The 12,638-nt window shown below is 45.2% G+C and carries 8 protein-coding genes; all 8 read right to left on the bottom strand.

The window, feature by feature from the left end:
- Nucleotides 1–7: 7 nt before the first annotated feature.
- Nucleotides 8–868 (bottom strand): carbohydrate ABC transporter permease, encoded by an 861-nt coding sequence (locus AB4Z50_RS30770; protein ID WP_083682581.1) that lies wholly within the window; start codon nt 866–868, stop codon nt 8–10.
- Complete coding sequence (locus AB4Z50_RS30765; protein WP_441885342.1) at nt 868–3,123, bottom strand: DUF5696 domain-containing protein; 2,256 nt, start codon at nt 3,121–3,123, stop codon at nt 868–870. The genes AB4Z50_RS30770 and AB4Z50_RS30765 overlap by 1 nt, the downstream gene beginning before the upstream one ends.
- Nucleotides 3,110–5,149: a YIP1 family protein gene (locus AB4Z50_RS30760; RefSeq protein WP_441885340.1), complete on the bottom strand. Its 2,040-nt coding sequence runs from the start codon at nt 5,147–5,149 to the stop codon at nt 3,110–3,112. Before AB4Z50_RS30760 ends, AB4Z50_RS30765 begins: the two co-directional genes overlap by 14 nt.
- Before the next feature lie 11 nt (nt 5,150–5,160).
- Entirely contained in the window at nt 5,161–6,042 is an 882-nt protein-coding gene (locus AB4Z50_RS30755; protein ID WP_441885338.1) for a carbohydrate ABC transporter permease, read from the bottom strand.
- A 3-nt stretch (nt 6,043–6,045) separates the two neighbouring features.
- The gene (locus tag AB4Z50_RS30750; RefSeq protein WP_441885336.1) at nt 6,046–6,933 is read right to left on the bottom strand and encodes a carbohydrate ABC transporter permease; all 888 of its coding nucleotides are present in this window, start codon (nt 6,931–6,933) and stop codon (nt 6,046–6,048) included.
- Entirely contained in the window at nt 6,930–9,902 is a 2,973-nt protein-coding gene (locus AB4Z50_RS30745; RefSeq protein WP_441885334.1) for an extracellular solute-binding protein, read from the bottom strand. The genes AB4Z50_RS30750 and AB4Z50_RS30745 overlap by 4 nt, the downstream gene beginning before the upstream one ends.
- A gap of 82 nt (nt 9,903–9,984) precedes the next feature.
- Entirely contained in the window at nt 9,985–11,400 is a 1,416-nt protein-coding gene (locus AB4Z50_RS30740; protein ID WP_441885332.1) for an ABC transporter substrate-binding protein, read from the bottom strand.
- Nucleotides 11,401–11,601: 201 nt separating this feature from the next.
- Nucleotides 11,602–12,621, bottom strand: a complete 1,020-nt coding sequence (locus tag AB4Z50_RS30735; protein ID WP_441885330.1) for a LacI family DNA-binding transcriptional regulator — start codon at nt 12,619–12,621, stop codon at nt 11,602–11,604.
- Nucleotides 12,622–12,638: the final 17 nt, after the last annotated feature.

Here is a 12,638-nt window from a genome sequence, read left to right as displayed (position 1 = left end):
CTCCTCCTTATCGTTTCTTCATTCTGAGCAGTCCAGTCCAAATCGCAAGCACGATCATGATAATGATGAAATAAATCCATGCGATCGCGGTTGCGTAACCGAATCCGGTAATGGTGCTGAACATATTGTTTTTGATCAGAATAATAATTTCATTAAGCGCGAACGTCGAAACGTAAACGATCGTATAGATTACATTTACGATCACGAGCGGCATAAGCACTGGCAGCGTCACTTTCCAGAAGGACTCCCATGCCGACGCGCCATCGATGCGAGCCGCTTCATACATGGATCGGTCTACCTTTTGCAGCCCTGCTAGGAAAATAAGAATTTGAACGCCGGAGAACCAGAGAACCATAATAATTTGCTTAAACAAATACAGAATTGGCTCCGCAATAATCGGGCTCAAGCTGTTCTCAATCATCGTGAACATGCCGTACTGCTCTATATTCGGAATGGAGGACGCACCCTGGCTAAGCAGCTCGTTAATGACCGGCCCGCTCGTTATAATGACTGGCAGAAAAAATATCGTCCGAAACATGCCGCGAAATTTGATCTTCTGATTGATTAATAGCGCAATGATCAATGAAAAAACGATAATGATCGGTACGTTCAGCATCATTTCCATAACATAATTCAATATTTTCTCTACAAACACGGGATCAGAGAAAAATGCATAATTGAAATTTTCAAAGCCGATATACTTTGTTTTCACGCCGACAGGTGTAATTTTCACTTGATGGAAGCTAAGAAATAAGGAGTATAGCATCGGATATAAAGTGAAAACAAAAAATCCTACGATCCATGGCGACACAAACGCCAGACCGATAATCGCCTTTCTACGTTTGTTGGTCATTATGATTTTGGCCATCAGCGGTTCACCTCGATTACTTGAAAGCCTTTTGGCGGAACGCTAACGCCTTCCCATTGATAGTCGCGATTCGTGTAATTCACGAGCACTTCGACTCCGTTGTCATAAGAAACCTTAACAATGCCATCGCTTAGACGCTCATGGTTCTGCATCTTCGCACCTATTGTCGGCTTCAGCGCTTCATCTAAAATGCGATAAGTCTCCGTCATCGAATCACGCCAATCCTTATATGCAGACGTGTAAACATCATTCGAATTAGTATGCTTCAGCTTATACGATGTCACATGCGTCAAATAATAGGATGGATAAGAGCCTGTCTCGATCATGCGCAGCAGGCTTGCCTGCGGATTAGCGAAGAAGTTGCTGTAAGGGGCAAAATAATCCTTATAGCCCTTCAGCACCATTTGTACAAATGGCACCGTTTCACTGATATAAATGTATTGCGAAGACTCCATCGGCACGTCTAGCACTTGATCTGCATATTGAAGCATATAATCATTTGGCGCATACATGAGCAAGGATGGAATGGCATCCGACAAGCCTTGCATAGCAGCTTTATATGATTCTGCTGTTTGGCTTCGGCTTGAACGGCTTTTGCCCGCCATCTCGGAGAATAACACAGAGCCCGTCTTATCCACAGCAATTCCGCTTACGTTCTGGCTCAAATATTGCTTTGTATTTTGTTTAACCAGCTTGCTCGTTGCTTCGGCAGATAAGTAATAGATGGTCCCGTATACTTCCTCATAGGTTGGTATCGTCAATATTGACTTATCGATTTTTTTGGCGGCATCCGTCTGCGCAGAGAATCGTTTGGATGCTTCATTGCCTGTCGTAAAGTCGCTGTACAAATGAAGCGGATTTCCGCTTTCCCGAAGCGATGCTGCGAGTCGCTCGAAATCCTTCTTCGAGCCAAGCGCTGACTCATATTTCACGGGCGATGGATTCGTTCCTGAATACCCGCCTTCATTCCAGCCCTTATAAACTACATTCACATTTCCAATGCCATTTTTCTTCATATCTCCGAGCATCTCTTCCAGCTGCGATACAGTCGTCATCGGAATGAGGCGCTTGGCGAACATGCCATTTTCGGTTTCAGCGCCAAGAACATCCATTTGCAGAGGAATGGCAGTGTCTGCTTTCCCTTCATTTCTCACAAGAATCGATTTCCCTTCCAAGTACGCTTGATACGTCTTGGCCATGCCAACATAACTTGCGTCCTTGCCGCTCAAGAACGTATAGCGAATTTGAATATCCTCTGGATTGCGAGCCTTCTCATAGACGATGACACCGCCAAGTGACCGGCTCGTTGGCTGAAGATATGATTCTCTAGATAGAAATTGTGCCGTCGTCCAGTTGTATGGCGTATTGACTCCATTCGGATACGCAACGATTTTGGCATTGTATTGACCATTCTCTACGATGCCGAATAGTCCGTTGCCGCCTTCAGCGTGAACCATTCCGAATACGGGATATTGCACGGTGAGCGGCGGATTTGTGAAAATATCACGGTTAACCGTTTCGATGCCTTCGTTCGTGCCATAAATCTTCGCTTCATACGGGATTTTGAATTTCCCCTTATTGTCTGCGAGCCGGATTAATGCACCTGATCCATCTGGAATGAACATATAACCATCTACTTCACCGGCCTTGGTCGCTCCAAGGAACGGATAAACATATATGGACCCAAGCTTCGTTTTATTTCCCTCAAGAATGCTTTGCTGTGGAATCCGAACCACCAATTGGTCCTCCTCCAGCGATACATGGAGCTCCATTCCAAGCTTCAGATCGTTTAAACGAATAATCGCTTTAAATCCTTTTTCAAGCGACTCGAGGGTTATCGATTTATTCGCTTGAGAGACAAGATCCGTTCGCGTTGCATTCGGCTTGCTCTCCTCGAAATAATCAAGAGACAATCCCGATGCCATAAAATTTTTCCACGATTCATTGGATTCCGTGTCGATGATTTCGGAAGACCACATGTAGCCTGAGCGCTTATCCTTCACTTGAATGGACAAGCTTTGTTCTTTGAGATACAGCTCAAGATGTTCATTCTCCGCCACCTTGCGATAATCGGAGGATAACTTTGACCCTGCCTCTTCATGATCAGGAAACGCGGACTGCAGCTCCGAATCTGGAATCGCACCCGTCTCCCTGCTAGAGCGGCCGTTACCAAAAAACAGGACATATACGATGGCAATGGCTGCAGCTATGATGACGGCGGTTACGACTGGTCTAATCCATTTAGAGTTCCGCACGTATCATCAGCTCCCGTATGACAGAATAAACAAAATCAAATACTTGATCGAGCAGCACATACACAATAAATGCAACTAAGCTCAGAATCAGCATGCCAAATAAGGTGATCAAAATATTGCGAATCGTCTCGCGGACCGTGTAGTCATGGACTTCCTTCACCATAATAAATAGGAGAACCGCACACCACACGACGATGATGTTGCTTGAGAAGGTGTACAGGAACGCGTCATTGTTCGTCAGTACATTCGAGACGATGACGATGATAGGGCTGAACAACAAGTACGGTGCCATAGCATAAATGGTACCTTTGTACACTTCTGAAAATTTGCCCTCGCCTTCATTGATTGTACTCACCAAGTAATTCGCGATAATCCACAGCGCAATCGGCGCAAATACTTTGGCAATCTCCTTCATCAAAATCAAGCTGGAAGGCTCCACGTTGTTGAATATAAAGCCGGTGTAATAAAGTGCAAACACATATTCGGCAAAGAAAAGCACATACAAGAACGTCGCGGACCAAAGGGAAACCTTCCGTTCCTCCTTGATGCCATAAAAGCCTTCAAACGGGCTTTTAATAAATCGGGAAACAAACATTACATGCCGAATAAACGCTGCAGAAAAAACTTGCTCTTTCAACCGAATGACGGAATGAAATACCCCTGTTTTCCGATGCAGCCAGCGAACCAATATCCGCAGCACGAACAAAATAATTCCGACATACAGCACATAAATCAAGTTGTTTTGCAGCCAGCGATTGCGAATTTCCCAGAAGGCATTGGAATACCCTTCCTTATCGTTCGCAATAACATATTCCTCGATCGCTTCTGCATATAATTGCTGCTTGTAGTAGGCATCTGCCAGTCCTTTATGCGCAAGGTCGAACAAGTTGTTTTTGTTCAGCACCTGACTCCACGGCTCACGGCTCTTGACGTAGTGCCCTTCCTTATAAAGCTCAAGCGCGTGATGAACCATACTCGTAAACTCGGTTGGCTTAAAGATTTGAATATTATTTCTTTCCTTGTCGACGACATAAATATTTTCGCCTGCATCTACTGCAATGCCAGCCGCATTAATGAACATGCCGATCCGCGACTTCCCATCATCGGGCGCACCGAACGAGAACAGCAAATTGCCCTCTGTGTCATATTCGAAAATAATGCCGGTTTGACTAATCGTATAAATGTTGCCGCTCTTCGAAATAAATAGATCCGTATACAGCGGATGAAAAGTCATATCCGCAGGCAATAAATTGAAGCCGGAAATATTAAATCGTTTGACAGATCTTCCCTCGTCGCCTTGGGTTATCGTATAAATTAACCCCTTCTGATCAATGTCGATGCTTGTAGCAGAAGGCGGTACATTTTTGAATAACTTCGCTCGCTGTGCATCGGTAAACAAAAATCGCTCCAGCATAATACGAAAGCTCGCTTTGGATTCATTGCTGCCAAAATAGCCAAGAAAATCGCCATTTGAGCTCATCTGCACGACGCCGTTAGTCGATCCCTCGCTTATGATATATACGTTTCCGCGCTTATCGACCGTCACTTTCATCGGCTTAAAGGGATTGTTTTTGCCAAAGAGCGGCGATTCCGGCCTCGCAAAGATTTGCTTTACCGCATGGTCAGCGCCAAATTTAACGACTTGATTCAGTCCGCTGTCCGCTGCGTACACATCGCCTTTATGGTCAACGAATACACCAACCGGCGTCTGCAAAACCTCTTCACCGATGACCCGTATGAATTGCCCCTCGTCATCGAGGACCACGATACGATGATTGTTCGTATCTGCAACATAGATGTGGTTGCGCGCATCGATATAAATATCGGAAGGCCCGGAAAACTCAAGATCTCCTACCTTCTCTATTGAACCTGCTGGATGATATGCATCCTGCGTTCGTACAAATTGCCTGTTATGGTCTTCCGTATAGGTCTTGTAAGGCGCTTCAGCGAGCACCATGGATGAGGAATCAAGCCATAGGAAGACGGCGAGAACAAGCAACAAAACCTTGCCGTTAATGTTCTTCATCGGAGTCTCCTCTATTTCAGTCCTGAATGCGCCATTGTGTTCATCACTTTGCTTTGCAGCAGTATAAAAATGACGAGGTTCGGAACGAACATAAGCAGCGATGCAGCTGCCGACATGCCTTGACCCGCGATGGTGTTGCCGGACCCCGACGCAACCGAGCTCATGAAGAACGATAATGTCTTCAAGCTTTCATCGTTGACATAATAATTTGAAGTCTCGACATTGTTCCATACCGCCTGAAAAGCAAGAATGGCGACTGTAGCAAGCGCGGGCATAATGACAGGTACAATGACCTTCCTGAATACCGTAAATTCACTCGCTCCATCGATAATGGCCGCTTCCTTCAGCTCCTCGGGCACTTGATCAATAAATTGCTTCAGCAGAAACAGCCCAATCGGCATGGCCAGCAGCGGCAAAATATGAGCAAAATAAGTGTCCAGCATTCCGGTCTGATCTACGACCAAGTAACGCGGAATTTGTACCGCGATTGGCACGAACATGAGGGCAAGCGTGTTCACCTCAAACAACACCTTGCGCAGCTTGAATTTCATCTTGGCCATCGCATAGGCAGCCAACGCGCTAATAAATACCGAAAAAAACATGACAGAGATCGTTACGAGCAAGCTGTTGAATATAAAACGGCTGAACGGAATACCTGATGTCGATGTCGTAAAAAACAAATCTCTAAAGTTATCAAATGTCGGCTTCTGTACGAGAAAGCGCGGCGGGAATGCAAACAGCTCATCAATCGGCTTGAATGCATGCGAGATGATAAATATGATCGGCAGCATCATGAAAAACGCCAAAGGAATAAGAATGGCATAAAATTTCAGCTGACTTTTGTGAAACTTGGTCGGATTAACTTTTGTACCTTGATAAGACAAAATTTGCACCCCCTACTCTTTCTCACCGAATAATTTCCACGAAAGCTTAGACAGCATATAAACCCCGATCAGCAGCACAACAGAAATCGCGCTCGCATACCCCATCTCATAGCGAATGAGGCCATAATCAGCAATATGGTTGACGATCAACTGCCCTGAGTTTTGCGGCGTTGGGTTGCCGCCTGATAACTGAACACCAATCTCACCGGCTTGGAACGTTGTTACAACCGCCATGACCGCGCCAAACAGCATCTGCGGCCTCATCGAAGGAATCGTAATATAAATAATTTCTTGAAAACGATTCTGGATTCCATCGATATAACCCGCTTCGTATATCGTTTGATCAATGTTCAGAACACCTGCAAGCATGGCTAGGAAACCAACTCCCATGCTGCTCCATAATGACACAACAATCATGATCGTCATCAAATATTCCGGTGACTGCAGCCACTGTATAGGGGCGTTGATCAGCCCTAAATTAAGCAGCAAGGAGTTAATATATCCCGCTTGATCGCCGCTGAATATAATCGTCCATACGACCGACATCGCTACTCCCATTGTCATCGAAGGAGAATAAATAATAAGGGCAAGAATGGTGCGCGGCTTGCTCGGAACTTGTGCCAGCATCCAAGCAAGCAGAAATGAAATGACATAGCCGCCCGGTCCTACGATCAAAGCAAACTTTATCGTGTTGGGCAGAACATTTTGCATAAAGATTTCATCGTGCGTAAGCAGATCGATATAGTTTTTGAAGCMGATCCACTCCGGCGCCTCTACCGTATTGAAATAAGTAAGGGAGAGGCCTACCGCTACCACTACCGGGATAATAATAAACGTGCCGAACATCAAAAGATAAGGCGTCAGAAATAGGTAAGCCTCATTAAATCTGCGTGTCTTCATTTTCGCTCAACCCACTTGTCTATCGATGATATGGTCGGAACCGGATACGGCCTGATCATTTTGCCATTCGCATAATAGCCGAACTCTTCCATCTTCCGCATGATTTCACGATTAGTCCGTACTACAGCATCATCAATGGCCGTTCGCGGATTATCCCCGTTAAAGACAACCCTGTTCCAAACATTGCTAATTTCCCGCTCGACCATATAAGCGCCTGGCACGCGAGAAGGTTCTCTCACCCATTTGAACTGCTCGGAAATAACCTCTTTGTCTTCCTCTGGCCATGGTACCTGCTCGAGCGCTTCCAGATTGGCCGTGTTCCACATGAATGTCATGCCATAGGTAGTCTGCATGAGATTGGCAAATTCGACCTGAACCGATGTTGACAACCACCAATCGAGGAACTTCCAAGATTCCTCTGCATAGTCGGTGCCTTTAAAAATCATTCCCGTCTGTCCGCCTGTCGGCGCCCATCTTGCTACCGTTCCGTCCGGCTTCTCCACGCCTGGATGCAGCGCGATCTTCCATGTGTTGGCGATTTCCGGTGCAGCCGCCTTCAATTGAATGTACGTATTGAAATCAGATATCCCTACCGGCATCGTGCCGTAACGGAAATGGTGATAGAAATTCGGTACGTCCTGCGGCAAGTTGTAGATAGTAAACAAGTCGGTCATAAACTTCATGCCCTCAAGCGCTTGCTCACTGTCGATTGCGGTGTTCATCCCGCTCTCATCAAACAATTCTCCGTCGAATTGATAAATAAACGGCGTCGTTGCATTAAAGGGCTTGAAGCCCTTGTACTGGGCAAGCGGCTCATAGAAGTTCATGCCAAGCCGCTGCAGCTCAGGCAGCATCTCAACCACGTCCTGCCACGTATCCGGCGGCGACAGCTTCAGCGAATCCAAAATATCCTGGCGGTAAAATAGCACCCAGAAATTTTGCGTTTCCGGCAATGCATATACGCCTTCCTCGAACGAAAATGGAATAATCGCACCTTTGGAGAACCGCTTGATGCTCTCCTCGTAACCAGCGAATTGCCGCAAATCCATAGCCGCATTCCGAATGGCCAGTTCATAGGGAATCCAGTTGCTCACTCCAAGAGCAACATCCGGCTGACGATTGGATGCGTTAGCCAGAACGAGCTTATTCTCGTCCGGCATAATGGACAGCTTAACGGCAATGCCCGATTCCGGCGTAAACTGCTCATCGATCATCTTCTGCATGAGCTCAACGAAAGGTCTTGGGCGATTGACCCAAACCTCCAGCTCACCATTTATTTTGTTTGAGCTTGAATAGGATTGTTTCGTAAAGGATAAGAAAAAGCGTTTAACCGTTTCCCCTGACTTTTTGAAAAAACCTGCATTTGGAGATGGCAGCTTGCCATCCTGAGAAACATAAATCCGGTCAAGTGCAAGCGGCGACTCCGAAATGCTCTGCAAAAGCGTACCTAGCAATTGAGAAGCTGACGCCGACCCTTCAGAAAACAGATTTAGGCGATTGGGCAATTCGTTGGGGTCTTTCGCAAGGGATCTCAATTGCTTCGATGCCAGCTTCAAATTGACAATTTCGCCGATTTCCTTCACCTTCGGGTTAAGCAGGCTAATCTCTTCAAAGCGTTGATCAAGATCATCCGCCCAGCCAGAGAGCTGTTTATCTAGTTCCGGCATGTATTCAAGTAGATTCCAATCTCTATACAAATCTAGTTTATTTCCTGTCAGCTTCTTGATTTCCAGCGTCATGCGGCTGATCTCTCTCATTTTGGTGAAGATATCCTCTGCTAGAGGACGCATATGAGATAAATTCACTGTCATGCTAAGCGTATGCTTGCCCTTCGTCATATAAAATTGATAAGGCTTATCCTCACTGCCAAGCGTCTCATTCCGCCATTTTTTCGTATAATGAAAAGCATAATTGTCCACCTCGCGGAATGGAACTACGCCATCGAGCTCAATTCGGCGAAACACGGGCAAATCATATTGAGTACTTTGCAAGTATTTCAAAGCAATTTGATAGTACCCATCCTTGGGAACCTCCAGCTCCCATGTTAACGATTGACCGCCTTCTTCATAGGAACCCGCATCGATCATATTGAGCAGCAGCTTGTTCGTTTCGTAGGGCGTCACCTTGCTATCGCGTGACGAGGCTGCTCTGATGGAGGAATCGTTTTTATATAGCATTTGCTCCGCTTCGGTTATGAGCAGAGTGTCGATACGCTCAGCACCCGTTTCTTCTGCTGGGAAGCTCTTTAAATACTTTTCATATGTTTGTATTTGGGCAGGGGCTTCTACTCTTACATCGCCAAGCAGCAACTCTCCCCTGGTATTGACTAACGTAACGGTGTTCAAGCCTTCTTTTAATTGAAACTTTAAAGGCTCCATATGAAAATAACTAGAATCCATGGCATATACCGTCTGCCATAACTTCACTTTCTGGGAACGCGGCAGCAGCTCGTTGCCATAACGATCCCACTTTTCTGCAAGAGGTTTGTTCTCCCATCTGCTAGGAAACAAAATATGACGGCTTTCATAGAACTGGTATTGTCCATTGATTTGCAAATAACCCTCTGTGGGCAAAATGCTGTCATCCAGCATGTAATAGTCAAACGCTAGCTGATATAACCCCGTTTTTTCAACATGAATGTCGAACGTAATCTTTGCGTCTTTATTCCAACGAAGTGTCTCCTGACCGTAATTGAAGCTATCCTGTAGAGAGACTAGTAATGCTGCGTTTTCCACATTTTTGGCAGGTGAAACGATGATGTTTGCGTTTGGAATGATAGGAACCTCAGACCACTCTTTTAGCTTTTCTGAATAGGTCTTCTCTAGCAGATTAAGCGCATCCGCTGAGCCTTCTGCCTTGGGCGCTGCCGCTTGCTCCGATTCAGCTTGTACTAACGATCCCGGGAGTCCGCTAGCAAGAAGAGCTGCAATCATCAAGCATATCAGTAAAATTTGATAAGTTTTTTTCATGGTCTCTTCCCTGCCTATGCTTCATTAATGCCGCAGATGCGAAAGATCATATAGCTTCTTCCGCATCTACGGTCAATCAGTATTATTGACTTAATCTTTGCAGCGCTTGACCTACGAACTCATTTGCTTTGTCTTCCATTTCTTTCGCTTTATCAGCAGGCTTCAATTCACCGTTTGCGAACTTCTCATATATTTTTTGTTCATCGGATGCCCAAGCACTGAATTCTCTCCAGCCCGGAAGAACCTTGTTATAATCTGGAACTGCATCGCCGAGCAATCCAATGGCTGCTTTCGCACCGTCTAGTTTCAGCTCGCCCGTCAGCTTCTCCCATACCTCAGGGAAATCAGCAACTGGGAATTTATCGATATTGATGTTCAATTCCTTGTTCAGCTCAAGACGCTTCAGCCAGCCGTCCTTGCTCCATGACATAAATTTCATCAGCTCATAAGCAGCTTCTGGATGTTTGGTTGTGGAGGATACACCGATATAGTCAAGGACTACAGGCATCTTTTGTCCCGCATTGCCAGCTGGGTATGGATAGAAATCTACGACGCCAGCTCCCGACTTTTCCATTTCCGGCGGCAAGGAATTCATATTCCAAGAACCGTCAATTCCGAGTGCGACATGCCCTTTCTGCAGCGGCCAAGCTCCTTCTTCGCCGAATACTTTTGTTTTTTCTTCGCCAGTCATTTTTTCTTCCACTTTCAACCTGCGAAGCTCAAGCTGTTGGTTGTAGCCATCGATCCACTGCTGATTCGTGAAATGGAATTTCTCACCGTCAAATGTGTTATAGCCTAGCGCACTATTATTCGCCATTGGCCAGTGTTCATTGAAAGATAGATTGCCCCACGGGCCTGAAATCCCATAAATATGTTCCGAAGGCTTGGATACCTTCTTGGCGATGTCGATCATCTCTGTAATGGTCCAATTATATCCAGGAAGCGGAATGTTGTTTTTCTCAAGCAGCGTTTTATTCACATAGACACCCATAATAAACTGGAAAGTAGGCGATGCTAGGCGCTTGCCGCCATAAACCGCTTGCTTCGCAATATTCGGATAAATAGCCTGCGTTTCCTCATCTTGATCCCAATATGGTGACAGATCGAGCAGCCATTCGTTCTCTACGCCTACAGGTACACTTTCTACCCAGAACACGTCAGGCAATTTGCTCGCGCTGGCTGCTGCAGTCAAAGCATCTGTCCAAGGCCAGTTGATCGTTTCGTCTTTCTCTACTGTAATATTCGGATATTTTGCCATGAAGGCTTTCATCATTTCGCCTTCCATCTTCGGGTCTTCCCAGCTTGCAAACTTTAATGTAATTTTCTCTGTTTGCCATGATGGCGTCTCTTCTGCCTTGGTATTGTCCTCTGTCGGCTTATTCGTAGCAGTAGAAGTAGATCCTTCATTTGTTTTGTTGTTTCCGCCCGAACAGGCAGCTAATACGGTGACGAATAACGACAATACCAGTAATAATGAAAATATTTTCTTACTGTTCATTTCACTATCCCCTTTTTTTCAAATGATATATGGATACACTTGCATGTACCTAAGGTTAGGCATTACTTTTTGAAAACGATTTCATAAATGGTTGCTGTCGCATACGAGAACATGGAAGTCGTGTCTCTAGTATGCAAAGCGGCTATATTTTAAAATGGTATCGATTTCATTTTGTGAAAAAGAGATATTCATAATCTGAAATTATGATTGCACTCTTTTATAATTAGAAGAAGCACGAATGCACAGCTGAGAATCAACAACAACAATACGCTCATCGTCCTCCGCCATCTCACCCTTAATTTTCTTGATAAGCATTTCCGCAGCAGCATAGCCCATTTCAATCTTCAATTGATTAACCGTGCTAAGCTGAGGTACCAAATATCTCGAAACTCTTTCATTGTCTACGCCAAAAACAGCTAGATCCTGAGGGATTCTTACATTCGCTTCTCTGCACGCGGCATAAATGCCTAATGCCATCTCATCATTGGCAGAAAAAACAGCTGTGAACTTCTGCCCTGCATCCCAAAGGCGCTTTAAAGCTGAGTATCCGCCTTTTTTGTTGAAATCGCCATTTTCCACAAGCTCTGGCCGGAAAGGAATGCCGTGTTTTTCTAATCCTTTGATATAGCCTTCCAGACGATCCAAGCTATCGATAGCATCATTATAGCCGCTTATGAATGCTATATCTTTGTGCCCCTGCTCGATGAGATGCTCAACCACGTGCATGGCAACCTCTGTCGTATTCGTTTGGACGTTATAAATTCTGGAATCCAGAATGCTGCGTCCAATAGATCCTATAACATATCCTCTGTCGAGCAGCTCCATAACCGTCTCTTTCGGCAGTAACGACTCAATTAGGATCATGCCGTCAACCGTTCTGTTCGTTAACATTTGAAGATATCCGAGCTCAATTTCTCTGCTGTTTTGGGTGTCGCAGATAATGACTTTAAATTTCTCCAAATGCGCCTTGTTCTGAATTCCTTTTACTAAATTAGAGTAATAGGCAACCATAATATCAGGCACAATTATTCCAATAGTAAACGTTTTTTGCTGGCGTAGATTTTTGGCTGCAGCATTGGGAACGTAGTTCATCTGCTCAATAACCATGAGAACCTTTTCCCTCGTTTTGTTCTTAACGAGCGGGTTATTGTTTAACACGCGCGAGACAGTAGTCGGTGATACCTTTGCCGCTTTAGCTACATCAACGATATTAACATCCATAAGATTCGACCTTTGCT

The organism is Paenibacillus sp. 2TAB26, assembly GCF_052115145.1.
Taxonomy (GTDB): domain Bacteria; phylum Bacillota; class Bacilli; order Paenibacillales; family Paenibacillaceae; genus Pristimantibacillus.
The sequence above is the reverse complement of the archived record's forward strand: the minus strand, read 5'-3'. Positions and strand labels throughout refer to the sequence as shown.

Coding starts and splice junctions, on each gene's coding strand:
- AB4Z50_RS30770 (WP_083682581.1), bottom strand. CDS start 868: ATGGCCAAAATCATAATGACCAACAAACGTAGAAAGGCGATTATCGGT.
- AB4Z50_RS30760 (WP_441885340.1), bottom strand. CDS start 5,149: ATGAAGAACATTAACGGCAAGGTTTTGTTGCTTGTTCTCGCCGTCTTC.
- AB4Z50_RS30745 (WP_441885334.1), bottom strand. CDS start 9,902: ATGAAAAAAACTTATCAAATTTTACTGATATGCTTGATGATTGCAGCT.
- AB4Z50_RS30740 (WP_441885332.1), bottom strand. CDS start 11,400: ATGAACAGTAAGAAAATATTTTCATTATTACTGGTATTGTCGTTATTC.
- AB4Z50_RS30735 (WP_441885330.1), bottom strand. CDS start 12,621: ATGGATGTTAATATCGTTGATGTAGCTAAAGCGGCAAAGGTATCACCG.